At 54.9% G+C, this 25,205-nt stretch carries 24 protein-coding genes; 2 read left to right on the forward strand and 22 right to left on the reverse strand.

From position 1 onward, the window contains the following. Window positions 1-45: 45 nt before the first annotated feature. The 22 genes from BLT89_RS16425 to rpmH all read right to left on the reverse strand — a co-directional run bounded on the left by BLT89_RS16425 (window position 46) and on the right by rpmH (window position 22,165). Window positions 46-2,091, reverse strand: a complete 2,046-nt coding sequence (locus tag BLT89_RS16425) for an LTA synthase family protein (protein WP_090199162.1) — start codon at window positions 2,089-2,091, stop codon at window positions 46-48. Window positions 2,092-2,218: 127 nt separating this feature from the next. Beyond that, window positions 2,219-4,054, reverse strand: a complete 1,836-nt coding sequence (gene glmS, locus BLT89_RS16430; protein ID WP_090197934.1) for a glutamine--fructose-6-phosphate transaminase (isomerizing) — start codon at window positions 4,052-4,054, stop codon at window positions 2,219-2,221. Window positions 4,055-4,064: 10 nt separating this feature from the next. Then, window positions 4,065-4,832, reverse strand: a complete 768-nt coding sequence (locus BLT89_RS16435; protein WP_090197937.1) for a DeoR/GlpR family DNA-binding transcription regulator — start codon at window positions 4,830-4,832, stop codon at window positions 4,065-4,067. A gap of 114 nt (window positions 4,833-4,946) precedes the next feature. Then, a complete protein-coding gene (gene glmU, locus BLT89_RS16440; protein ID WP_090197940.1) occupies window positions 4,947-6,311 on the reverse strand; it encodes a bifunctional UDP-N-acetylglucosamine diphosphorylase/glucosamine-1-phosphate N-acetyltransferase GlmU in 1,365 nt (454 codons plus the stop codon). Window positions 6,312-6,415: 104 nt separating this feature from the next. Next, window positions 6,416-6,829: a F0F1 ATP synthase subunit epsilon gene (locus BLT89_RS16445; RefSeq protein WP_090197943.1), complete on the reverse strand. Its 414-nt coding sequence runs from the start codon at window positions 6,827-6,829 to the stop codon at window positions 6,416-6,418. A gap of 42 nt (window positions 6,830-6,871) precedes the next feature. Next, window positions 6,872-8,248, reverse strand: a complete 1,377-nt coding sequence (gene atpD / locus BLT89_RS16450; protein WP_090197945.1) for a F0F1 ATP synthase subunit beta — start codon at window positions 8,246-8,248, stop codon at window positions 6,872-6,874. A 30-nt stretch (window positions 8,249-8,278) separates the two neighbouring features. Further along, the gene (gene atpG / locus BLT89_RS16455) at window positions 8,279-9,139 is read right to left on the reverse strand and encodes a F0F1 ATP synthase subunit gamma (RefSeq protein ID WP_090197948.1); all 861 of its coding nucleotides are present in this window, start codon (window positions 9,137-9,139) and stop codon (window positions 8,279-8,281) included. Between the two features lie 50 nt (window positions 9,140-9,189). Then, entirely contained in the window at window positions 9,190-10,734 is a 1,545-nt protein-coding gene (gene atpA, locus BLT89_RS16460) for a F0F1 ATP synthase subunit alpha (RefSeq protein WP_090197950.1), read from the reverse strand. Between the two features lie 21 nt (window positions 10,735-10,755). After that, window positions 10,756-11,292, reverse strand: coding sequence for a F0F1 ATP synthase subunit delta (locus BLT89_RS16465; RefSeq protein ID WP_090197952.1), 537 nt, complete (start codon window positions 11,290-11,292; stop codon window positions 10,756-10,758). Window positions 11,293-11,303: 11 nt separating this feature from the next. Next, window positions 11,304-11,774, reverse strand: coding sequence for a F0F1 ATP synthase subunit B (locus BLT89_RS16470; protein WP_090197956.1), 471 nt, complete (start codon window positions 11,772-11,774; stop codon window positions 11,304-11,306). Between the two features lie 58 nt (window positions 11,775-11,832). Beyond that, on the reverse strand, window positions 11,833-12,087 hold the full coding sequence (atpE, locus tag BLT89_RS16475; protein ID WP_090197959.1) for a F0F1 ATP synthase subunit C: 255 nt from the start codon (window positions 12,085-12,087) through the stop codon (window positions 11,833-11,835). Between the two features lie 59 nt (window positions 12,088-12,146). After that, the gene (atpB, locus tag BLT89_RS16480) at window positions 12,147-13,013 is read right to left on the reverse strand and encodes a F0F1 ATP synthase subunit A (protein WP_090197961.1); all 867 of its coding nucleotides are present in this window, start codon (window positions 13,011-13,013) and stop codon (window positions 12,147-12,149) included. Window positions 13,014-13,030: 17 nt separating this feature from the next. Beyond that, window positions 13,031-13,438 (reverse strand): F0F1 ATP synthase subunit I, encoded by a 408-nt coding sequence (locus tag BLT89_RS16485; protein WP_172829173.1) that lies wholly within the window; start codon window positions 13,436-13,438, stop codon window positions 13,031-13,033. Between the two features lie 138 nt (window positions 13,439-13,576). Beyond that, on the reverse strand, window positions 13,577-14,449 hold the full coding sequence (locus BLT89_RS16490; RefSeq protein WP_090197966.1) for a ParB/RepB/Spo0J family partition protein: 873 nt from the start codon (window positions 14,447-14,449) through the stop codon (window positions 13,577-13,579). A 9-nt stretch (window positions 14,450-14,458) separates the two neighbouring features. Next, window positions 14,459-15,247 carry a ParA family protein gene (locus tag BLT89_RS16495; protein WP_090197969.1) on the reverse strand — a complete coding sequence of 263 codons (789 nt, stop codon included), beginning with the start codon at window positions 15,245-15,247 and terminating at the stop codon, window positions 14,459-14,461. A 17-nt stretch (window positions 15,248-15,264) separates the two neighbouring features. Further along, window positions 15,265-15,915: a 16S rRNA (guanine(527)-N(7))-methyltransferase RsmG gene (rsmG, locus tag BLT89_RS16500; RefSeq protein ID WP_090197972.1), complete on the reverse strand. Its 651-nt coding sequence runs from the start codon at window positions 15,913-15,915 to the stop codon at window positions 15,265-15,267. Continuing rightward, a complete protein-coding gene (mnmG, locus tag BLT89_RS16505; RefSeq protein ID WP_090199164.1) occupies window positions 15,912-17,804 on the reverse strand; it encodes a tRNA uridine-5-carboxymethylaminomethyl(34) synthesis enzyme MnmG in 1,893 nt (630 codons plus the stop codon). The genes rsmG and mnmG overlap by 4 nt, the downstream gene beginning before the upstream one ends. Window positions 17,805-18,258: 454 nt before the next feature. Next, window positions 18,259-19,629: a tRNA uridine-5-carboxymethylaminomethyl(34) synthesis GTPase MnmE gene (mnmE, locus tag BLT89_RS16510; protein WP_090197974.1), complete on the reverse strand. Its 1,371-nt coding sequence runs from the start codon at window positions 19,627-19,629 to the stop codon at window positions 18,259-18,261. Window positions 19,630-19,694: 65 nt separating this feature from the next. Continuing rightward, window positions 19,695-21,368, reverse strand: a complete 1,674-nt coding sequence (gene yidC / locus BLT89_RS16515; protein WP_090197977.1) for a membrane protein insertase YidC — start codon at window positions 21,366-21,368, stop codon at window positions 19,695-19,697. 2 nt (window positions 21,369-21,370) lie between these two features. Next, the gene (gene yidD / locus BLT89_RS16520) at window positions 21,371-21,616 is read right to left on the reverse strand and encodes a membrane protein insertion efficiency factor YidD (RefSeq protein WP_231975041.1); all 246 of its coding nucleotides are present in this window, start codon (window positions 21,614-21,616) and stop codon (window positions 21,371-21,373) included. Continuing rightward, window positions 21,609-22,013 carry a ribonuclease P protein component gene (gene rnpA / locus BLT89_RS16525; RefSeq protein ID WP_090197983.1) on the reverse strand — a complete coding sequence of 135 codons (405 nt, stop codon included), beginning with the start codon at window positions 22,011-22,013 and terminating at the stop codon, window positions 21,609-21,611. Before rnpA ends, yidD begins: the two co-directional genes overlap by 8 nt. Window positions 22,014-22,030: 17 nt before the next feature. After that, window positions 22,031-22,165 (reverse strand): 50S ribosomal protein L34, encoded by a 135-nt coding sequence (gene rpmH / locus BLT89_RS16530; RefSeq protein ID WP_090197986.1) that lies wholly within the window; start codon window positions 22,163-22,165, stop codon window positions 22,031-22,033. Between the two features lie 438 nt (window positions 22,166-22,603). On the opposite strand from rpmH, the gene dnaA reads away from it, so the two are divergent. Next, the gene (gene dnaA, locus BLT89_RS16535) at window positions 22,604-24,046 is read left to right on the forward strand and encodes a chromosomal replication initiator protein DnaA (protein ID WP_090197992.1); all 1,443 of its coding nucleotides are present in this window, start codon (window positions 22,604-22,606) and stop codon (window positions 24,044-24,046) included. A gap of 43 nt (window positions 24,047-24,089) precedes the next feature. Further along, window positions 24,090-25,193: a DNA polymerase III subunit beta gene (dnaN, locus tag BLT89_RS16540; RefSeq protein WP_090197995.1), complete on the forward strand. Its 1,104-nt coding sequence runs from the start codon at window positions 24,090-24,092 to the stop codon at window positions 25,191-25,193. Window positions 25,194-25,205: the final 12 nt, after the last annotated feature.

A 25,205-nucleotide genomic window follows, 5' to 3' on the forward strand; every position in this document is an offset into this window, starting at 1 on the left:
CGTGGCTGGCGGGAACCGCGCTAACGGTTCTCGCCAGGCGCAACGCTAGTGGCTGTTGCGCTTGCTGTCGACCACCCCTGCAGTGTCATCCAGCAGACTCTTGGTAGCGGTCTGCAGGAAGGCTTCCAGGGCTTTCTGCATTTGCGGATCGCTGTCACCCGGTACGCGCTCGGCGCTCGGGTTGGCACCCAGCTGATAGTCATACAGGCGTGGCGGGAAGCCTTTGGGCTGAATCAGAATGCGCTCGGGCGACACGATGGCGACGGTCTGATCACCGCCGGATGGCTTGATCACGCCCAGCCCCTCATCGCCTGGCGGCAGGTTGAGCAGGTCACGGCCCCAGCACTGATGGCGCACATCACCACCCAGACGGCCCATGATGGTCGGCACTATGTCGATCTGGGTGCCGACGGTGTGATCCAGCTTGCCGAACTTCTCCTGAATGCCCGGGGCAATCAGCAAGAGCGGCACGTTGAAACGGAACAGATCCATCTCGGTGAGCTGCTGGTCACTGCCAAAACCATGATCGCCGACGATGACGAACAGGGTTTCATTGAACGATGGCAACTTGCGCGCCTTCTCGAAGAACTGGCCCAGCGCCCAGTCGGCATAGCGCATCGCCGTCAGGTGTTCATCGGTATAGCCAAAGCCGGTTACCGGCTCGACCGGCAAATCCTTGGGCAAGGCATACGGCGTGTGGTTGGACAGGGTTTGCAGCAATGCGTAGTAGGGCTTGTCGGCCGGCAGCTTGGCCAGTTCCTCGGCGGCACGATCAAACATGTCCTGATCGGAAACCCCCCAGGTCGGGTCCATGAACACCGGATCGACGAAGTCCTCGCGGCCGATAAAGTTGGTCATGCCCTGATTGCTGAAAAAGCCCGACTGGTTGTCCCACTGGAAGTTGCCGTTGTACACGTAGATATTTTCAAAGCCGCGCGGACCCAGCAGTTGCGGCAAGCCGGAAAACTTGTGCGCGCCTTCGGGCGTGCGCATCAGGTATTCAAAACTGGGCAGATTGGGGAAGCAGGCCATGGTGGCAAACATGCCCTGGTGGGTGTGCGTGCCATTGGAGAAGAAGCGGTCGAACAGCAGCCCTTCCTTGGCCAGCTGGTCAAAGTACGGGGTGATATCGCCACGCCCGCCCAGTGCACCGACAAAGTGCCCGGCGAAGCTTTCCATCAGGATCACCACCACATTCCTGATCGGCAGGGTGTTCTCGGCGGGCGGCAGAAAGTCGCGACGGATGGCCGCCGTATCGGCATCTACCAGGGTGTCATGCGGTGTCAGCAACATGTCACGCACGACCTGCTGGGCATCGGCATCCGACATGGTCGACTTCCACAGGTTGTCGCGGTGATCCGACATGCTCGCCCGCGCGGCGGAAACCAGCGTCAGGGTGCCATTCAGGCCCAGCTGGTTGGCAAACATCGAGCTGGTGGTATAGGCATCGCCCCAGCGCAGGGGCGGACCCTGGCGAATATGGCCACGGGCTGCGATTACCGCAATCACCAGGCAGACGAAGAACGCGGTACCGCGCCAGTACCAGGCCGGACCGGTGGCGTTGCCTACCACCTCGGCAGGACGGGTCAGCAGGTCCAGACCCTTGAACAGCTTGGCCAGCAGCCAGGTAGCCAGTGCCCAGGCGATCAGGTAGCGCCCGACCGGAAAGCCGTTCCACAGCATGCTGGCGACAGTTTTCAGATCTTCCTCGAAGTACTGGAACACCAGACTGTTCAGGCGCTGGTGAAATTCGCGGTAGAAGTCCAGTTCGGTAATACCGAGGAACAGCGTGATACTGGCAAAGCCGGTCAGCCACCATCGGAAAAAGCCCCGGGCAGCCATAGCCCTGCGGTTCAACAGGGCCAGCAGCATCGGGATACAGGCATACACGACCACGCGCAGGTCAAAACGCATGCCGTTGTAGAACGCTTCAAGGAACTCGGCTAGCGGCGTATCACCGATCAGCTCGTGGTTGTACATCAGCAGGGCCACCCGCAACAGGCCATAAATCACCAGCAAGGCCAGAGCGCTCGCAAGGGTAAAGGCCAGGTGGCTGATGATCGTCGGGTTTTGCAGCTTTTTTGAACTCATGCTGATGCTGTTCCACTTGAAGTATTGAACCGGGGCAATGACTGCGCATGCCATGGGGCTGCGCCGGTCTGACCAATTCGGCCAGACGCCTGTTATAGCAGGTCAATGCAGAAAAAAACGTGAAGGTCTATTCCACCGTAACCGATTTGGCCAGATTGCGCGGCTGATCCACATCGGTACCTTTGAGTACCGCCACGTAATACGACAGCAACTGCAACGGTATGGTGTAGAGAATCGGTGCCAGCACATCGTGGATATGCGGCATGCCGATTACATGGGTGCCTTCACCATTAGCCATGCCGGCCTGCTGGTCGGCAAACACGATCAGCTCACCACCGCGCGCACGCACTTCCTGCAGGTTGGATTTGAGCTTTTCCAGCAGCTCGTTGTTCGGTGCCACCGTGACCACCGGCATGTCGCTATCGACCAGCGCCAGCGGGCCGTGCTTGAGCTCGCCGGCGGGATAGGCCTCGGCGTGAATGTAGGAAATCTCCTTGAGCTTGAGTGCACCTTCCATGGCCACCGGATACTGGGCGCCGCGACCGAGAAACAGGGTGTGATGCTTTTCGGCAAACAGTTCGGCAACTTTCTCGACCTTCTTGTCCATCGCCAGTGCCTCACCCAGGTGTGTCGGCAACCGGCGCAGGGCTTCCACCAGCTCGGCTTCCGTGGCCTTGTCCAGCGTACCGCGGACCTGTCCCAGAGCCAGGGTCAGTAACAGCAAGGCGACCAGCTGGGTGGTGAAGGCCTTGGTCGAAGCCACACCGATCTCCGGGCCGGCGTGGGTCAGCAGGGTCAGTTCCGACTCGCGCACCAAGGAACTGGTGCCGACATTGCAGATGGCCAGGCTGCCGAGGAAACCCAGTTCCTTGGCATTGCGCAGAGCTGCCAGGGTGTCGGCGGTTTCACCGGACTGGGAAATGGTCACGAACAGGCTGTCGGGCTGTACCACCACCTTGCGATAGCGGAACTCGCTGGCCACCTCGATCTGACAGGGGATACCGGCCAGTGCTTCCAGCCAGTAACGTGCCACCATCCCCGCGTGGTAGCTGGTACCGCAAGCAACGATCTGCACATTCTTGACTCTGGCAAACAGCTCGGCGGCCTCTGCGCCGAATGCCTGTACCAGTACACGTCCGGAACCCAGCCGGCCTTCCAGAGTACGTTGCACCACAGCGGGTTGCTCGTGGATTTCCTTGAGCATGAAGTGGCGATACTCGCCTTTGTCTGCCGCTTCGGCACCCTCGTGGTACTGCACCTGCTCGCGCTCGACCAGGGCTCCGCTTTCATCCCAGATCTGTACGCTGTTGCGGCGGATCTCGGCAATATCGCCTTCTTCCAGATAGATGAAGCGATCGGTAACCTGGCGCAAGGCCAGCTGATCCGAGGCCAGAAAGTTCTCACCCAGGCCCAGGCCGATCACCAGCGGACTACCGCTGCGCGCTGCCAGCAAACGATCCGGCTGACTGGCACTGATCACCGCCAGCCCATAGGCACCGTGCAACTCGGGGATCGCCGCTTTCAGGGCATCCGCCAGATCGGGGAAGGTCTTCAGCTTGTGATGCAGCAAGTGCACGATAGTCTCGGTATCGGTGTCCGAACTGAATTCATAGCCGAGGCCGCAGAGTTCGGCGCGCAGGGCTTCATGGTTTTCAATGATGCCGTTGTGCACAACCGCCAGATCGCTGCCGGAAAAATGCGGGTGGGCATTACGCTCGCACGGCGCTCCGTGGGTGGCCCAGCGGGTGTGGGCAATCCCCAGCCGGCCATGCAGTGGCTCGTTCAGCAGCGCTTGCGCCAGTTCACTGACTTTGCCCGAACGGCGGCAGCGCTGCAGCGCACCGGACTGTTCGATGACGGCCACGCCGGCGCTGTCATAGCCGCGGTATTCCAGGCGCTTGAGGCCTTCAAGCAGTATCGGGGTAATCGGCCGTTCAGCAACGGCGCCAACAATGCCACACATAGTCTTCTCCTCAGCCAGCCAGGGCGCAGATTACTTCCACGCCACAAGCCTCAATTTGCAAGCGCATCTCGCCATCGAGGCACTCATCGGTTATCAGGGTATGGATGCTGCTCCAGGGCAGTTCCAGATTGGGAATCTTGCGGCCGAATTTTTCCGACTCCGCCAGAACAATCACTTCGCGGGCCACATCGGCCATTACTCGCGATAAACCAAGCAATTCATTGAATGTGGTGGTGCCACGGGCGATATCCAGGCCATCGGCACCAATGAACAGCTGGTCAAAGTCATAGGAGCGCAGAACCTGTTCGGCAACCTGGCCCTGGAAAGACTCCGAATGCGGATCCCAGGTTCCGCCCGTCATCAGCAGCGTCGGCTCATGCTCGATCTCTCTGAGTGCGGTGGCGACCTTCAGAGAGTTGGTCATCACCACCAGTCCGGGCTTGTAGCCCAGTTGCGGAATCATTGCCGCAGTAGTGCTACCGCAATCGAGAATGATCCGCGCATGCTCGCGTATGTGCGCAACGGCAGCCTTGGCAATCGCCAGCTTGAATGGTGCCAGCTGCCGGTTCGGCGCGCTGGTCAATTCCTGCGGCAAGGGCACCGCGCCGCCGTATCGACGCAGCAGCAACCCATTCTGTTCAAGCACCGTGAGGTCCTTGCGAATGGTTACTTCGGAGGTGTCGAAGCGTTTTGCCAGCTCATCCACACTGACTTCACCCTGCTCGGCGAGCAGGGTAATGATGGCGTGGCGGCGCTGCGGTGTATTGCGTTTTGACATTTATTTGTTTCGATTCGAAATATTAATGCGCGAATCAAAACCTAATATGCCTGTTTAGTCAAGGAAATGAAGCCTTAACGGTCCTTCCAAATAACCAGAAGGCCGTTTATTTGCTCACTTTTTATGCTTTTCCGGGCGTTTCCAGCCCGTAATGTTGCGCTGCTTAGCCCGACCGACACCCAGCGCAGCTGCCGGCACCTCCTGGCTGATGGTCGAGCCGGCACCCGTTGTCGCGCCATCGCCAAGACTCACCGGTGCGACCAGCGAGTTGTTGGAACCGATGAATACGTCATCACCCAACACTGTTTGCCATTTGTTCGCCCCATCGTAATTGCAGGTAATGGTCCCCGCGCCGATGTTGCAGTTGTCGCCTATCTGCGCATCGCCCAGATAGCTCAGATGGCCGGCTTTAGAACCAGTGCCAAGCCGTGCATTCTTGATTTCCACAAAATTGCCGACGTGTGCCTTTGCACCGAGCACCGCCCCCGGGCGCAACCGTGCATAAGGGCCACAGTCGCTACCCTCGCCCAACTCGGCACCCTCCAAATGACTGTTGGCCTTGACCGTTGAGCCGCGGCGCAAGGTGCTATTTTTAATGACGCAATTGGGGCCGATCTGCACGTCGTCTTCGATGACTACGCAGCCTTCAAGAATCACGTTCACATCGATCAGGATGTCGCGCCCGACCTGTACCTCACCGCGGACATCCAGTCGCTGCGGGTCGCGCAAGGTCACACCCTGCTGCATCAAGGCACGGGCGGCTTGGCCCTGATAATGCCGCTCGAGCTCCGCCAGCTGAATTCTATCGTTGGCACCCTGCACTTCCTGCTGGCTTGCCGGTTGTTCGGTCGCAACCCGCAAGCCGTCTGCAACCGCCATGGCAATCACATCGGTGAGGTAGTACTCGCCCTGGGCATTGTTGTTGGACAGCCGTGCCAGCCATTCACAAAGCTTGACCCGCGGAGCAACCAGGATTCCCGTATTGCCCTCGCAAATCTTGCGCTGCTCGCTGCTCGCATCTTTCTGTTCGACAATGGCCTGCACCTCACCATTTTCGTTACGCAGTATGCGTCCATACCCTGTCGGATCGCTCAGCGAGACGGTCAGCAAGCCAAGACAGTTTTCTGCTGATTGGGCCAGTAATCGCACTAGCGTTTCCTGCTGAATCAGGGGCACATCGCCATACAGAATCATCACCTGATCAGCTTTCAGATGCGGTATTGCCTGCGCGACTGCATGGCCGGTACCGAGCTGTTCGTTCTGCATCACGAAAGTCAGATCTTCCGCCTGCAAGCGTTCCCGGACCAGTTCCGCGCCATGGCCAATGACCACCTGAATGCTATCCGGACGCAATGTACGCGCGGTATCCAGCACGTGCCCGAGCATCGATTTACCAGCCACCGGGTGGAGGACCTTGGGTATAGATGAACGCATGCGCGTTCCCTGGCCGGCAGCAAGAATGACGATATCGAGCGACATGAGGTGTACCTGATCTGGCTTTGTGGAGGGAAATGCAACGCATGAAAAAGGGTAGCCTAGGCTACCCTTTTGCACTTGCTGATTAAAGCTGACGCTTTACCAGCCTACCTTTTGCGCAACTTTACCGTACGCAATTGCGCAACGGCTTCCGCAAGGCGGTTGGATGCAGACGCATAATCAAACTCGGCGCCTTTCTCGCTCAACGCCTTTTCTGCCGTTTGAACAGCAGCTTGCGCCGAAGCTTCATCCATATCCGCAGCGCGCAGCACGGTATCGGCCAAAACCTTTACCATACTTGGCTGTACTTCAAGGAACCCACCGGAGATGTAGAACACCTCTTCGTCTCCACCCTGCTTGACGATACGAATCGGACCCGGTTTCAGGTCTGTAATCAAGGGTGCGTGACCGGGTGCGATACCCAGATCACCGAGATTGCCGTGGGCAATTACCATTTCTACCAAGCCGGAGTAAATCTCCTCCTCGGCGCTAACAATGTCGCAATGGACTGTAATAGCCATACGCTTGCCTCATCTAAGCGCCCGTAACCGGGCGCTCGCGGATTACAGTTTCTTGGCTTTCTCGATCGCTTCTTCAATGCTGCCGACCATGTAGAACGCCTGCTCTGGCAGATGGTCGTAGTCGCCCTTGAGAATCCCGCTAAAACCTTCAATGGTATCTTTCAGGGACACATATTTACCTGGAGAACCGGTAAATACTTCCGCAACGAAGAACGGCTGCGACAGGAAACGCTGAATTTTACGTGCACGGGAAACCAGCTGCTTGTCGGCGTCGGAAAGTTCATCCATACCCAGAATGGCAATGATGTCCTTCAGTTCCTTGTAGCGCTGCAGCACGAACTGCACACCACGCGCAGTGTCATAGTGTTCCTGGCCGATAACCAGTGGATCCAGCTGACGCGAAGTCGAATCCAGTGGATCTACCGCAGGGTAAATACCCAGCGATGCGATATCACGGGACAGTACGACTGTAGCGTCAAGGTGGGCGAAGGTTGTCGCCGGCGACGGGTCAGTCAGGTCATCCGCAGGTACGTAAACGGCCTGAATCGAAGTGATCGAACCACTTTTGGTCGTGGTGATACGCTCCTGCAGAACACCCATCTCTTCCGCCAGCGTCGGCTGGTAGCCTACCGCTGAAGGCATACGACCCAGCAGTGCGGATACTTCGGTACCGGCGAGTGTATAGCGGTAGATGTTGTCGATGAACAGCAGTACGTCGTTACCTTCGTCACGGAACTTCTCGGCCATGGTCAGGCCGGTCAGCGCTACACGCAGACGGTTTCCCGGTGGCTCGTTCATCTGCCCGTAAACCAGAGCAACCTTGTCCAGTACGTTGGATTCCTTCATCTCGTGATAGAAGTCATTACCTTCACGAGTACGCTCACCAACACCGGCAAATACCGAGTAGCCGCTGTGCTCAATGGCGATGTTACGGATCAGTTCCATCATGTTAACGGTCTTGCCCACACCGGCACCACCGAACAGACCAACCTTACCACCCCGGGCAAAAGGACATACCAGGTCGATTACCTTGATGCCTGTTTCCAGCAAATCATTGCCGCCAGCCTGCTCGGCAAACGATGGTGCTTCACGGTGAATACCCCAGCGCTCCTCCTCACCGATAGGACCAGCCTCATCGATAGGGTTGCCGAGAACATCCATAATGCGACCGAGAGTAGCCTTGCCAACAGGCACGGAGATAGCTGCTCCGGTGTTGGCAACATCCAGCCCTCGCTTCAACCCTTCAGTTGAACCCATGGCAATGGTACGTACCACACCGTCACCCAGCTGCTGCTGGACTTCAAGTGTGGTTTCGGCGCCTTGTACTTTCAATGCATCATAAATATTCGGTACCTGCTCGCATGGAAACTCCACGTCGATAACAGCGCCGATAATCTGAACAATACGTCCACTACTCATGTCTGGTTCCTCTGAAAATTTGAACCTGTCTTACAACGCGGCTGCGCCGCCGACGATTTCCGAAATTTCTTGTGTGATTGCTGCCTGGCGAGCCTTGTTGTAGATCAGCTGCAATTCACCGATCAGCTCACCGGCGTTCTCGGTGGCATTCTTCATAGCCAACATCCGCGACGCCTGCTCACAAGCATTGTTTTCGATAACAGCCTGATACACCTGAGACTCAACATAACGAACCAGCAGGCCTTCCAGAAGCTGTTTGGCATCTGGCTCGTACAGGTAGTCCCAGTGATGCTTGAGCTCTGTATCAGGGTCGGCGACCAATGGAATCAACTGATCTACCGTTGGCTGCTGAACCATGGTGTTAACGAACTTGTTCGACACTATGTTCAGACGATCAATTCGCCCGTCCAGATAGGCATCAAGCATTACCTTGACGCTGCCGATCAGATCATTGATTGACGGCTCTTCACCGATATGGCTGATAGCCGCAACAATGTTGCCACCAAAGTTGTTGAAGAAAGCCGCACCCTTGGTACCAATCACACAAAGGTCTATTTCTATTCCTTGTTCGCGATTGCCTGCCATGTCCTTGACCAGCGCCTTGAACAGGTTGGTGTTCAAACCACCGCAAAGACCTCGATCTGTGCTGACCACGATATAACCGACGCGCTTTGTTTCACGTTCGATCATGAAGGGGTGGCGATACTCCGGGTTAGCATTGGCCAGGTGGCCAATAACCTGCCGGATACGCTCAGCATAGGGACGACCTGCAGCCATGCGCTGTTGTGCCCTGCGCATTTTGCTGACCGCCACTTTTTCCATGGCGTTGGTAATTTTTTGCGTGCTTTTGATGCTCGCAATCTTTGTGCGAATCTCTTTTGAGCCTGCCATGCAACACCTATAGGTCTAGCAGACGAGTGCCTTTCGGCACCCGTTGCGGATTACCAGGTTTGGGTAGCCTTGAACTTCTCGATACCTGCTTTGATAGCCGCGTCGATATCGTCGTTGAAGTCACCCTTCTCGTTAATCTTCGCCATTAGGTCAGCTTGATCACGGTTGAAATAGGACAGCAGGGAAGCCTCAAAACTGCCGACCTTGTCTACTTCAACGTCGTTCAGGAATCCACGGTCAACGGCATAAAGCGACAGCGACATTTCAGCGATGGACATCGGCGAATATTGCTTCTGCTTCATCAGCTCGGTAACACGCTTACCATGTTCAAGCTGCTTGCGAGTGGCATCGTCCAGATCCGAAGCAAACTGGGAGAAGGCTGCCAGTTCACGGTACTGGGCCAGCGCCGTACGAATACCGCCGGACAGTTTTTTGACGATCTTGGTCTGAGCAGCACCACCAACACGCGATACCGAAATACCGGAGTTCACTGCCGGACGAATACCGGAGTTGAACATCGCTGATTCCAGGAAGATCTGGCCATCCGTAATCGAGATCACGTTGGTCGGAACAAACGCGGAAACGTCACCGGCCTGGGTTTCAATGATCGGCAGAGCCGTCAGCGAGCCCGTTTTGCCAGTTACTGCGCCATTGGTGAACTTCTCGACGTACTCTTCGGACACGCGTGACGCGCGCTCGAGCAGACGACTGTGGAGATAGAAAACATCACCCGGATAAGCTTCGCGACCTGGCGGACGGCGCAGCAGCAGGGAAATCTGGCGATAAGCTACCGCCTGCTTGGACAGATCGTCATAAACGATCAGCGCATCTTCGCCGCGGTCACGGAAATATTCGCCCATGGTGCAACCGGAATAGGCCGCAATATATTGCAGTGCAGCTGACTCCGAAGCACTGGCCACGACGACGATAGTATTCGCCAGCGCACCATTCTCTTCCAGCTTGCGTACCACGTTGGCGACAGTCGAACGCTTCTGGCCGATTGCTACGTAGACAGAAAAAATGCCGCTGTTCTTCTGATTGATGATGGCATCAATCGCCAGAGCAGTTTTACCAATCTGGCGGTCACCGATGATCAGCTCACGCTGGCCACGGCCGACAGGAATCATGGCATCTACAGCCTTGTAACCGGTCTGTACCGGCTGGTCGACCGATTTACGCCAGATCACACCGGGAGCCACCTTTTCAACAGCATCAAATGCGCTGTTGTTCAGTGGTCCTTTGCCGTCGATCGGGTTACCCAATGCATCGACAACACGGCCCAGCAGTTCCGGTCCGACCGGCACTTCGAGAACACGGCCGGTGCACTTGGCACTCATACCTTCAGCCAGCGACTGAAACTCGCCCAGAACAACAGCGCCGACCGAATCGCGCTCAAGGTTCATGGCCATGCCATAAACCCCGCCGGGAAACTCGATCATTTCGCCATACATTACGTCGGCAAGACCATGAATCCGCACGATACCGTCGGAGACACTGACTACAGTGCCTTCGTTGCGGGCTTGGGAGGCGATATCGAGTTTCTCGATACGGCCTTTGATGATTTCACTTATTTCGGAAGGATTGAGTTGCTGCATTGCTCTGCTGCCCCTTCAAACTCAGGATTTCAACGCTTCAGCAAGTTTCGCGATTTTTCCGCGAACCGAGCCATCGATAACCAGGTCGCCGGCACGGATTACGACGCCGCCAATAAGGCTGGAATCTTCCGTAGCATGCAAACGCACTTCTCGGCTGAGCCGTGCGCTGAGAACCTTGGCGAGTTTGTCTTTCTGTTCATTATTCAATGCAAAGGCACTGGTGACTTCCACATCTACCGACTTTTCCTGTTCAGCCTTGTACAGCTCGAACAATTCGGTAATCTCTGGCAAAAGCAACAGACGGTCGTTTTCAGCCAGCAGGTGGATAAAGTTCTGTACCTTGGCATCCAACTTGTCGCCACACACCTCGACAAAAGTGTTGGCCTTTTCAGCGCCTGTCAGACGCGGAACCCTGAGCATCTGCTGAATGGTTTTATCCACAGATACACTGCTTGCCAAACCCAGCATTGCTGACCATTCAGTCAACTGCTTCTGGCTTTGGGCAAACTCGAAGGCTGCCTTTGCGTAAGGTCGGGCAAGCGTGGTCAGTTCAGCCATGATGCCCCCGCTTAGATTTCGGCTGCCAGTCGCGAAACCAGCTCCGCATGCGCATTTTGATCAATGGTCGAACCAAGAATTTTTTCAGCGCCAATCACCGCCAGGCCACCCAACTGGGTACGCAATGCATCTTTAGCGCTGTTGATTTCTTGTTCGATCTCGGCTTGAGCCTGTGCTTTCACGCGCTCCGCCTCGACACGAGCCTGATCTCTGGCCTCGTCGACGAGCTGGTTCGCGCGCTTCTTCGCTTGCTCAATGATTTCTGCAGCCTGGCTTTTGGCATCGCGTAACTGGTGTGCCACTTTTTCGTGGGCCAACTCCAAATCACGATTTGCCCGGCTGGCAGCATCCAGACCATCTGCGATCTTCTTCTGACGCTCCCGCAAAGCTGTGATGACCGGAGGCCACACATACTTCATGCAGAAAACTACAAAAATGAAGAACGCAACGGACTGACCAATCAGGGTTGCATTAATGTTCACGCCAACACCTCGCTCTTTCGTTGTTCATCGCATAAAGCAACTCGAAACATCGAGTTGCTTAGAGGATTTGACCAACGAAGGGGTTTGCAAAGGTGAAGAACAGTGCCAGACCAACACCGATCATGGTCACGGCATCCAGCAGACCGGCGACGATGAACATTTTCACTTGAAGCATTGGAACCATTTCCGGCTGGCGAGCTGCGCCTTCCAGAAATTTGCCTCCAAGCAGGCCAAAGCCAATGGCGGTACCCAGGGCACCCATGCCAATCAAAAGTGCAACGGCGATCGCGGTTAGACCAACTACAGTTTCCATCTTTCCTCCCGACTTTTATGTCGTATTGGTTAAAGGTTTTGCAAAAAGTACAACAGTAATCAGTGACTGTCTTCGTGTGCCAGCGACAGGTAGACAATGGTCAGCATCATGAAGATGAATGCTTGCAGCGTGATGATCAGGATATGGAACATCGCCCAGGCCCAGTTGAGGGCCAGACCGAAGACGCCCATCAGGAATCCGGCACTGAATATCACAGCAATCAGAATGAAGATCAACTCGCCGGCATACATGTTGCCGAACAGCCGCAAACCCAGAGAAAACGGTTTGGCAATCAGGGTGACGAATTCAAGCAGAAAGTTCACCGGTACCAGAATCGCCTGAACCACCACATTCTTGCTGTTGAAAGGATGCAGTGTCAGCTCGCCAAGGAAACCGCCTATGCCCTTGACCTTGATGCTGTAGTAAACAATCAGCGCAAAAACCGAAATGGCCATGCCCAATGTGGCATTCGGATCGGTAGTCGGTACCACACGGAAGAACAGATGGTCGTTGCCGGCAATCGTGGCCGCCAGCTTTGGCAGCCAGTCCACAGGCACCAGATCCATCAGGTTCATCAGGAATATCCAGACAAAGATTGTCAGGGCCAGAGGGGCAATCACGGCATTCTTGCCATGAAAGGTGTCCTTTACGCTCTGGTCAACAAACTCGACCATCATTTCGACAAAATTCTGCAGTGCGCCAGGTTGGCCGCTGGTGGCGCGCTTGGCTGCTGCGCGGAATACCAGAATGAAAACCAGACCAAGAACAACAGACCAGCCAAGGGTGTCTACATGAAACGCCCAGAAGCCCATCTCCTTTGCTTGTTCAGGGGTATGTGCAAAACCCCACTCGCCACCGGGAAGCTGTCCGAAGGTCAGATTCTGCAGGTGGTGCTTGATGTAGCCGGAAACGCTTTCTGCTGCCATTTTTACCTCAACCGCTCTTAAGGTCTCAAAGGTTTAGCTTTAATCAGCAACGGTGCAAACCAGCTGACCACCTGGGTCAGGATGAACACTACGAAAACCGATCGTGCATCCAGTGGTTTAACGCCCGCAAACACCAGCGCAAAAAGCGCCGCTGTCAAAACAAACTTGCCCGCCTCACCCGCATAGAATGACTTGAGGATGTCCCTGGCTGCACGCGCACCGCTGTAGCGAAATGCCTTGCGTGCAAAGTACAGGTTAGGTAGCCAGGCTATCGCCCCACCGAGAAATCCCGAATATCCGGAACTCCATCCTAGCCAGATCAGCAATGCTGCGGAAATCAGGATTGCTACAACCAGTTGCGCAATCAGTATCTGAAAAACCGGTAGCCGATGTAGCGGCAAGCGTTTCTGCATGCGCACATTCACCGGTGTATTCCCCTTCATGTCGACTGCCTTCACATAACAAGCTGGCATATTTCGTGCCGACAAATTAGCTGCGGAAGTATAGGCCTGCATTAAAAGTGGTTCAACCGTTGGTCGGCATATTCCGACCAAGTACCTCAATCAGCGTATGTGAGCCAGAACCCCCTGCAGTTCATCCAGAGAGTTGTAGCGAATAACCAGCTGACCCTTGCCTTTCTGGCCATGCTTGATCTGCACCGGAGAGCCCAGTTTTTCGGCCAGTCGCTGTTCCAGCCGGGTTATGTCCGGATCGGTTTTTACGGGTTCAGCCGCTCGTGGTTTAGCGCTCAGCCATTGCCTTACCAGTGCTTCCGTCTGGCGAACTGTGAGCCCTTGTGCGACAACGTGTCGCGCACCTTCGACCTGAGTTTCCAGTGGTAAGCCCAGCAGAGCCCTGGCATGACCCATTTCCAGATCGCCATGGGACAACAGTGTCTTGATCTCCTCCGGCAAAGCGGTCAAACGCAACAGGTTGGTAACGGTAACCCTGGATTTTCCGACCGCATCAGCAACCTGCTGCTGGGTCAATTGAAACTCCTGTTGCAATCGTTGCAGGGCAAAGGCTTCTTCAATCGGGTTGAGATCTTCACGCTGGATATTCTCGATAAGGGCCATGGCAATAGCCGCTTCATCGGGAATTTCCCTGACCAATGCAGCTATTTTATCCAGACCCGCCTGTTGCGTTGCGCGCCAGCGGCGTTCGCCAGCAACGATTTCAAAACGGCCATTGGCTATCGGACGCACCACGATCGGTTGCATCAGGCCCTGTGCCTTGATCGATTGCGCCAGTTCTTCCAGAGCTTCGGGATCCATGTCGCGACGCGGCTGGTATTTGCCGCGCTGGATCAAGTCCACCGGTAGATTCTGTAACTCACTGCTTTCTTTGCTGCTGGCTTCCTGTTGCAAAGCAGAAGCGCTGCTACCACTCAGAAGTGCATCCAGACCACGGCCGAGGCCACGCTTTTTGAGAACCATGTAATTTCCTTATGCCGTAGCAGCTTTATGGCTGTTGCGTTGACGCCTGGACATTTCTCCAGCGAGCGCAAGATAGGCCTGGGCACCACGTGATTGCTTGTCGTAGACCAGGGCTGGCATGCCGTGACTCGGGGCCTCGGCCAGACGAATATTCCGCGGAATCACTGTCTGGTACAGCTGATCTCCAAAATGCTCTTTCAATTGGCTGGAAACGTCGTTGGTCAAGCTCATCCGAGGGTCGTACATGGTGCGCAACAAACCCTCGATCTTCAGCGAAGGATTCAACATCTGTGCGATGCGCTGAATGGAATTGATCAGATCTGACAGACCTTCCAAGGCAAAGTATTCACACTGCATCGGAATAATCACACCATCTGCGGCCACCAGCGCGTTGACTGTCAGCATCGACAACGAAGGGGGACAGTCGATCAGAATGTAATCGTAATTATCCCTGATCGGCGCCAGCGCATAACGCAAGCGGCTTTCCTTCATGCGCATTTCCAGCAGAACGACTTCCGCCGCGGTCAGATCACGATTTGCCGGCAGCAACTGGTAGCCGCCGTGCTCGGCGAACTGCATGGCGGTACCCACATCACACTCGCCAATCAGTACGTCATAGATCGAGTGCTGGAGAGCATGTTTGTCTATTCCACTGCCCATTGTCGCGTTACCTTGCGGATCAAGGTCAATCAGCAAAACCCGGCGCTTGGTGGCTACCAGGGATGCTGCCAGATTGATGCAGGTGGTGGTTTTACCCACACCGCCTTTCTGGTTGGCAATCGCGAATACCTTGGCCATGAATAGCAGTTACTCCTTTAAATCGTGCGCTGCAGTATCAGCAGATGGCGTTGACCTTGGCAACCTGGAACCAGCAAGACATGTGATTCCAGCAAGCGGAAATCTGCCGGTAAAACCTGCAGTTCATCGTCAGGATGCAATCCTTTCATCGCCAACCAGCGCGTATCAACCCCACCCAGATGGCGGGTCCAGTTGGCAAAATCCGCCAGCGAGCTGAAGGCTCGGGAACAGATACCCTCGAAAGGTCGTTCAGGTCTGAAGTCTTCGACTCTACTGTGAACAACCTCAAGATTACTCAATTGCAGTTCAAGCTTTACCTGGGTGAGGAAGCGGGTTTTCTTGCCGTTCGCATCAAGCAGAGTGAAATGCAGCTGGGGAAACATGATAGCCAGCGGTATGCCAGGCATTCCGCCACCGCTGCCGACATCCAGCCAGTTGTTCCCGGCCTGGGCGACGTACTTAACGACACTCAGGCTATCCAGCAGGTGACGGGAGACCATTTCATCGGGATTGCGTACAGCCGTCAGGTTGTACGCCTTGTTCCACTTGATCAGTAGCTCAAGATAAGCCAGCAGTCTTTCTTGCTGAATGGGGCTTATCTCTAGTCCAAGCTGGCTCGCTCCGTGCAGAAGCTCCTCAGCGTGTGCAGGTGTTAATGACGAACTCAAGCACTCTGCTCCATCTGGCTCCCGGCACTGCGCTTCTTCAGATAAATCATTAACAGCGAGATAGCGGCCGGGGTAACACCTGGTATGCGGGATGCCTGACCCAAGGTTTGCGGGCGACTGCTGTCCAGCTTGAGCTGAATTTCCTTGGACAGTCCGGAGATACTCTTGTAATCGATATCCGGCGGCAACCCGGTGTTTTCACTGGCTCGCAGACGCAGGATTTCTTCCTGTTGCCGATCTATGTAGCCGGCGTATTTGGTCTTGATCTCAATCTGCTCGGCAACCCGGGAATCACAGGTACCTTGTCCGGTAATGGCAATCAAACCCGCATAGTCAATTTCCGGTCGTGCCAGTAAATTCAGCAAATTGTATTCATGCGTCAGCGGTGTACCGAAGTGCTCGGCGATTGCCTCACCCTGCGCTGTATGGGGTCTGACCCAGGTACTTTTCAAACGCTGCTCTTCAAGGGCAATTGCCTCGCGCTTGGCCTCGAAAACAGCCCAGCGCTGATCATCCACCAGGCCCAGCTCGCGACCCTTTTCAGTCAGGCGTACATCCGCATTGTCCTCACGCAGGATCAGCCGGTATTCCGCTCTTGAGGTGAACATCCGGTATGGCTCCTGGGTGCCCAGTGTTATCAGGTCATCGACCAGCACACCGATATAGGCTTCGTCGCGTCGAGGACACCAGGCTTCCTTTCCTTGCGTCCGCAAAGCAGCGTTGGTCCCGGCCAACAAGCCCTGGGCACCTGCCTCCTCATAGCCGGTCGTTCCGTTGATCTGGCCAGCGAAAAACAAACCATCAATGACCTTGGTTTCCAGACTGTACTTCAGATCTCTCGGGTCAAAATAATCGTACTCGATGGCGTAACCGGGACGCATGATATGGGCGTTTTCCATACCGCGAATCGATCTGACGATTTGCAGTTGCACATCAAAAGGCAATGAGGTCGAGATGCCATTCGGATACAACTCGTGGGTATCCAGCCCTTCGGGCTCTATGAAAACCTGGTGACTTTCCTTTTCGGCGAAGCGATGGATCTTGTCTTCAATGGATGGGCAATAACGCGGCCCCACGCCTTCGATTACCCCGGAATACATCGGTGAGCGGTCCAGATTGCTGGCAATGATTTCGTGAGTGCGAGCATTCGTGTGGGTAATCCAGCAGCTGACTTGTCGCGGATGCTCTTGCTGGGTACCGAGAAAAGACATCACCGGTAGCGGTGTATCCCCAGGTTGCTCGGTCATCACCGAGTAATCCACCGAGCGGCCATCGATGCGCGGTGGTGTTCCGGTCTTCAACCGTCCAACGCGTAAAGGCAGTTCGCGCAAACGTTTTGCCAGAGCGATCGAGGGCGGATCACCGGCACGACCACCTGAGTAATTCTGCAGGCCAATGTGGATCAGCCCGCCAAGAAAGGTTCCGGTTGTCAGCACCACGGATGCGGCATGGAACTTCAGACCCATCTGGGTTACCACACCACAAACCTGATTATTGTTGACGATCAGATCATCGCAGGCTTGCTGGAATATCCACAGGTTCGGCTGGTTTTCCAGGGCATGCCGAACAGCCGCCTTGTACATCACCCGATCGGCTTGTGCGCGTGTCGCACGCACCGCTGGTCCTTTGCGGCTGTTGAGTACACGAAACTGAATGCCGCTCTTGTCTGTGGCATGCGCCATGACGCCACCCAGCGCATCTATTTCCTTGACCAGATGACTCTTGCCGATTCCGCCAATGGCAGGGTTGCAGCTCATTTGCCCAAGCGTTTCAACGTTATGTGTCAGCAGTAAGGTCTTTACACCCATGCGTGCAGCTGCCAGGGCAGCTTCAGTGCCAGCATGGCCGCCACCAATCACGATGACATCAAAACGGGAAGGGAAATCCACCACGCACCTCGTGCCTGTTGAAATTATGGTTTCGGAAAGACCGGCGAGTATAGGGATTTCGGCGATCTGAATGAAGCTTTTTGGATATTTTTTAACCAGAAAGGAAAAAGTGCTGTTAACAAATATAAAAAATAAAGAATTCTTTAAAGACTCTTTTTATGTTTATTAATGGTCAAGCAATTTTCTGTGGATAACACTCTGAACGCCTTTGTTATAAAGGCTTGCAGCGATCGGCTAAGCTGTGCTCTGGCTGCCCGTATCAGGTTGGCAAGCGGTAGGTAAGCTGTGTATGGATAGGCTACTTATGCACAGGCTGGTTTGTCCCCCTAGTTACTCCGAGCTTATGAACTGTCCCTGAGGGCAGTTTTCCACAGAGCTCAGGGAGCTAAATATTCGACTGAATGGCTTTTTCCAGGGGGATGGAGTTGCGTGTTAACGGATGTCTGCCGGCGGTTTATTTGCCAATGCAGAAACTTGTGAAGATCCGACCGAGCAAGTCATCGGAACTGAAGGCACCGGTAATCTCGCCGATAGCCTGTTGGGCGTGCCGCAGATCTTCTGCCAGCAACTCACCTGCGCCGGTTGCGGTCAGCTGCGCACGGCCGTGTTCGAGTGACTGTGCGGCCTTTTGCAGTGCCTGCAGGTGCCTTTGCCTGGCGCTGAAGCCGTTCTCGGTGGTCTGCGCGAAGCCCATGCAGGCTTTCAGATGCTCACGCAGCAGATGCAGCCCCGCAGTGGATTTGGCGCTCAATGCTATGGTGGTATGGCCATCGGGGCTGGTTTCCAGTGCAACAGGCTCGCCTGACAGATCAGCCTTGTTTTTGATCAAGGTCACTTTTTCCGGATCAGGCCGTTGCTGCAAAAACTCGGGCCAGAGTGCCGTGGCATCGGCTGCTTCCGGGGTTGTAGCATCGACAACCAGCAATATTCGATCGGCTTCATTGATGGCGTGCAGGGCGCGGGCAACACCAATTTTTTCCACCTGATCCTCTGTTGCTCGCAGTCCGGCTGTGTCAATGATGTGCAGGGGCATGCCATCGATATGAATATGCTCGCGCAATACATCGCGGGTGGTTCCCGCAATTTCTGTGACGATTGCGCTTTCACGACCAGCCAAGGCATTGAGCAGGCTGGACTTTCCCGCATTTGGCCGGCCGGCGATGACGACCGTCATGCCATCCCGTAACAACACACCCTGATTTGCCTGATGAAATACTTGCTGCAAATCGGCGCGCAACTCATCAAGCATTTTCAGAACATGACCATCCGCCAGAAAGTCGATTTCCTCCTCCGGAAAGTCGATGGCGGCTTCAACGTAAATACGCAGATTGATCAGTTGCTCGGTCAGTTGATGGATGCGTCTGGAAAACTCGCCCTGTAACGAGCGCAACGCATTGCGCGCTGCCTGCGTGGAGCTGGCCTCGATCAGATCGGCGATGGCTTCTGCCTGCGCCAGGTCCAGTTTGTCGTTTAGAAAGGCGCGCTGACTGAACTCGCCCGGAGCGGCCAGTCGGGCTCCCAGACTCAGACAGCGTTGCAGCAGCATGTCCAGTACGACGGGTCCGCCATGCCCCTGAAGCTCGATGACATCCTCGCCGGTAAATGAATGCGGTGCAGGAAAGAACAGCAGCAGGCCTTGATCCAGAACCTGCTGATCCTCGTCCTGAAAGGAGCCGTAATGGGCATGACGCGGCAGAGGCTCTCTGCCACAGATAGCCGAGGCCAGCGTCCGCGCCAGGGGGCCTGACACACGAACAATGCCCACCCCGCCTCTGCCCTGTGCTGTAGCGACGGCAGCGATGGTGTCTTTTAGGTAAGTGGTCATCTACCGGGCCCTCTGCGCTGGATAGCAAAACGCCCCACTAGGGGGCGTCTGCATACAGGGTTTGATCAGGCTGCTTTGCTGGCAGCTTCGATTTTCCGGGTAATGTACCACTGCTGGGCAATAGACAGGATGTTGTTGACCACCCAGTAAAGCACCAGACCGGCCGGGAACCAGAGGAAAAAGAAGGTGAAGATAACCGGCATCATTTTCATCACTTTGGCCTGCATTGGATCCGGCGGGGTCGGATTCAATTGCATCTGGATGAACATGGTGGCGCCCATGATGATTGGCAACAGGAAGAACGGATCCTTGATGGACAGGTCGGTAATCCAGAACATCCAGGGTGCCTGACGCATTTCAACGCTTTCCAGCAGTACCCAGTACAGCGCCAGGAACACCGGCATTTGCACAAGAATGGGCAGACAGCCGCCTAAAGGATTGATTTTTTCCTTCTTGTACAGCTCCATCATGGCTTGCGACATTTTCTGCCGGTCATCACCAAACTGCTCTTTCAAAGCTGCAAGCTTTGGTGCAACGGCACGCATGCGCGCCATCGACTTGTAACTGGCTGCCGACAACGGGAAGAAGAACAGCTTGATGATCAGGGTCAGCACGATGATCGACCAGCCCCAGTTACCCAGCAGTGCATGAATATTCTCAAGCAGCCAGAAAATCGGCTGGGCAATGAACCAGAGCATGCCGTAATCAACAGTCAACTCCAGGCCCGGGGCGAGTGTTTTCAGATTGCCCTGGATTTTCGGGCCGGCATACAGGGTTACCGCGGTTTCCGCCCGGGAAGCAGCCGGAATGTTCATGGCTGCAGCAGTAAAACCTACGATGTAGTTGCCCTGACTGTCCTTGCGGGCGGTTACCTGATTGCTTTCATCTTTGGGTGAAACCCAGGCGGTCACGAAGTAGTGCTGCAGCCAGGCAACCCAGCCGCCTTCTACCTTCTGGCTTAGCGATTTGTCATCCATGTCAGACATGGAAATTTTTGTATAGGGCTTGTCAGCAGTCCAGATTGCCGCACCCAGATAGGTTGCGGTGCCAGTGGCTGTGGTCGAAGAAGGATCACCGCTGGCATCGCGCTTGATCTGCGCGAACAGGTTGCCGGTCCAGGGGCTCGCAGCCTGGTTGTCAATGATATAGCTCACCGCCAGATCGTACTGACCGCGCTTCAGGGTAAAGCGCTTGGTGTAGTTGACCCCGGCATCGCTGAAATGCAGATCAACCACCAGCTGATCTTGACCATCAGCAAGCCGATACTCGCGTTTATCGCTGGAGTACAACGGCCGTCCGGTTGCACGCGCATCAGGACCATTGCTGCCGGTCAGCCCGCTTTGCGCAATATACAGATGCTGTGGATTGTCATTGAACAGCTGGAAAGGCACATCCGGCTTGTTCTGGCTTAGCGGATATTTTGGCAGGTTCAGCTGAGTGATATCGCCGCCACGTGGATCAATAGCCAGTTGCAAAACATCGGTTTCCACGCGGATTAGATCGCTGCTGGCAACTGTCGCATCGCTAGCCAGGTGATTGCGCGGCACATCGGCAGTGGGAACGTCACCGGTATTTTTTGCCGGGCTGTCCGCTACTGAAGGAATAGGTGCTGCATTCTGGGTAGCCGAATTTTCGACTTGCGGCTGGCTTACCTGACCGTAGTCTTCGCTCCATTGCAAAACCATCAGGTATGAAACAACAGCCAGAGCGACTATCGGAAGTGCGCGTTTGATATCCATGATTACTCGACGAGCGAAGGGGATCGGGAGGATTGAATTGGCGGAACGGGATCAAAACCACCTGGATTCCAGGGATGACAGCGGCCCAGTCTGCGCAGGGCCAGCCAGCCACCATGCATCACGCCATGAAGCTCGATAGCCTCATAGGCATAGCAGGAACAACTGGGATAGAAACGACAATGACTGGCCATCAGCGGGCTGATGGCATAACGGTAAAACTGGATCGAACCAAGGGCCAGTTTACGCATCTCGTTGTTGCGCCTCTCCCGAGTCGATAACAGGTTGCGCTTCATTATTCCGGGGACGCTGCAGACGTTTCCAGAATTTGCCAAACTGTCGGGCAATATCGGCATTGTTCGACTCGGCAATGCCTTTGCGCGCCACTACTACGATGTCCCAGCCACCAAGTAGATCCTGGTGTTGGCGAAAGGACTCTCGTATCAGGCGCTTGAGGCGATTTCGTTCAACGGAAAGCTTTACGCTTTTCTTGCCGATTACCATGCCGATCCGCGGGTGATCCAGATCGTTTTCACGGACAAGAAGCAATACGTTCTTGCCGGGGATCTTGCCGCCGGGTGAATCAAACACCGCCTTGAACTGGCGAGGGATCAGCAGGCGTTTGTCCCGACTGAAATCCAGATTCACCCCTGAAGCCGGATCAATTAAACGGTCAGACGCTTGCGACCTTTGGCACGACGGCGCGACAGAACGAGACGACCATTTTTGGTAGCCATACGGGCACGGAAACCGTGGGTGCGAGCGCGCTTGATGGTGCTTGGCTGGAAAGTACGTTTCATGATGCTTACCTGGTTTACTGAGGAGCTGAAAATAGCCCCGTTTAAGGAGACCGGGCATTCTAGAGAAAGAAGCAGTCGAGGTCAATTTCATCTGCTGATTTGTTCAGGGGTATTTAAGGCTTGGGAATGTGCGCCGGCATTGTGAGTTGCAGTGCTTTCTTGTGTGCAACAGGAAAAACCTGTGGATAGAAATTGTGAATTGCAAAAACTTTGAAGTTACTTGCTGATTAATAAAGACTTTTGTTCAATTTATCGCAGTGAATAACCTTGTGTATAGCCTGTTGAATTTATCCGGAAATGGCCAGTGCACGGGGTGATTTGCCGCTCTGGAATGTGATCTGGTTAATCACTATGTGTATAAAAATATACGTGTGGATAACCCCGGGTTGCCTCAGTACAATGCGGGTAGATTTTCTGTTCTGACTTGAGGGTTGCCGTGTGTCTGTTGAGCTTTGGTTGCAGTGCGTTGAATTGTTTCGCGATGAACTGCCGGCCCAGCAATTCAATACCTGGATACGTCCCCTGCAAGTGGAAGGTGACGGCGAGAACTTGCGGATTTACGCGCCCAACCGTTTTGTCCTGGATTGGGTGAATGAGAAATACCTGGGCAGACTGCTTGAGTTACTCGACGAGCGTGCCGATAGCATTACTCCGCAAGTTTCGTTGCTGATCGGCAGCAAGCGCAATGCCAATCAACTGCCGCGAAGCACCGCGGTGCTGAAACCGCCAGCAGCTTTTGCCGAGTCAGCAGCAGCCGAACCAAACCCGGTCGTTAACCCGGTTGTTCAACCAGTGGATCCCCTGCCGCAGAATCCGATTTCTCAGGAGCGCAAGGTTCAGGTTGAGGGCGGGCTAAAACACAGCAGCTATCTCAATCGCACATTTACCTTCGAGAACTTTGTTGAAGGTAAATCCAACCAGCTGGCCAGAGCTGCGGCCTGGCAGGTTGCGGATAACCCCAAGCATGGCTACAACCCGCTATTTCTATATGGCGGTGTTGGTCTGGGGAAAACACACCTGATGCATGCAGTGGGCAATCACCTGCTGAAAAAGAATCCGAATGCCAAGGTGGTTTACCTTCACTCCGAACGTTTTGTTGCCGATATGGTCAAGGCGCTGCAGCTCAATGCGATCAACGAATTCAAACGCTTTTACCGCTCGGTCGATGCGTTGCTGATTGACGACATTCAATTCTTCGCCAAAAAGGAACGTTCGCAAGAGGAGTTTTTTCATACCTTCAATGCCCTCCTCGAGGGTGGGCAGCAGGTAATCCTCACCAGCGATCGCTATCCCAAGGAAATCGACGGTCTGGAAGAACGTTTGAAATCGAGATTTGGCTGGGGACTCACCGTAGCAGTCGAACCGCCCGAGCTGGAAACGCGTGTTGCCATTTTGATGAAAAAAGCCGAACAGGCACGTGTTGAGCTACCCCATGATGCAGCTTTTTTTATCGCACAAAAGATTCGCTCCAACGTGCGTGAGCTGGAAGGTGCACTCAAGCGGGTGATTGCCCATGCGCACTTCATGGGCAAGGAAATCACCATCGAGCTGATTCGCGAGTCCTTGAAGGATTTGCTGGCGCTGCAGGACAAGCTGGTCAGTATCGATAATATTCAGCGCACGGCTGCCGAGTATTACAAAATCAAGATTTCCGACATGCTGTCCAAACGCAGATCGCGTTCGGTTGCCCGTCCGCGCCAGGTCGCCATGGCACTCTCCAAGGAGCTGACCAATCACAGTCTTCCCGAGATCGGTGATGCATTTGGTGGGCGTGACCACACTACTGTTTTACATGCTTGTCGTAAGATTGCAGAACTCAGAGAGTCTGACGCGGATATCTGCGAAGATTACAAAAACCTGTTACGTACGCTGACCACTTGATAGATAACAATTAAATACAACATCCAGGCAAAGGGACCAGACCATGCATTTTACGATTCAGCGCGAAGCCCTGTTGAAACCCCTGCAGTTGGTTGCAGGAGTCGTAGAGCGCCGCCAGACACTGCCGGTATTGTCTAACGTTTTACTGGTCGTCGAAGGGCAGCAACTGTCCCTGACCGGTACCGACCTTGAAGTGGAGTTGATTGGCCGTGTTGCTCTGGATGAAATTGCCGAGTCTGGCGAAATCACAGTGCCTGCACGCAAGCTGATGGATATCTGCAAAAGCCTTCCGGCTGACGCGCTTATTGATATACGGGTAGATGAGCAAAAGTTGCTGATCAAGGCTGGTCGCAGCCGCTTTAGCCTTTCAACCTTGCCGGCAAATGACTTCCCTACTTCAGAGGAAGGCCAGACATCGCTGGTCATCAGTCTGCCGCAAGCCAAGGTTCGCCACCTGATCGAGCGCACCAGCTTTGCCATGGCTCAGCAGGATGTTCGTTACTACCTGAATGGCATGCTGCTTGAGGTTGGGGAAAACACCCTGCGTGCAGTTGCTACCGACGGCCATCGTTTGGCCATGTGCTCGCTGGCTGCGCCTATCGAGCAGCAGGAAAAGCATCAGATCATCGTGCCGCGAAAAGGCATTCTTGAACTGGCCCGGCTGCTTACCGAGCAGGATGCCGATGTTGCCATCGTCCTTGGCCAGCATCACATCCGCGCCACCACCAGCGAGTTTACCTTCACATCCAAATTGGTAGACGGCAAGTTTCCCGACTACGAACGTGTGTTGCCCAAGGGTGGCGACAAGCTGGTTGTCGGTGACCGCCAGGCATTGCGTGAAGCCTTTACACGTACCGCGATTCTTTCCAATGAAAAGTATCGTGGCATCCGTCTTCAGCTGGCGGCCGGGCAGTTGAAGATCCAGGCCAACAACCCCGAGCAGGAAGAAGCTGAAGAAGAAGTGGCAGTTGACTATAACGGCGCCAATCTGGAGATCGGCTTCAATGTCAGTTATCTGCTCGACGTCATGGCGGTCATGACAACTGAAAAGGTGCGTTTGCTGCTTTCCGATTCGAACAGTAGCGCGCTGGTTCAGGAGTTCGATAACGACGAATCCGCCTATGTTGTCATGCCTATGCGTCTGTAGTTTTCACCTTCA

Origin of the sequence: Pseudomonas pohangensis (genome assembly GCF_900105995.1) — a bacterium.
Lineage (GTDB): Bacteria > Pseudomonadota > Gammaproteobacteria > Pseudomonadales > Pseudomonadaceae > Aquipseudomonas > Aquipseudomonas pohangensis.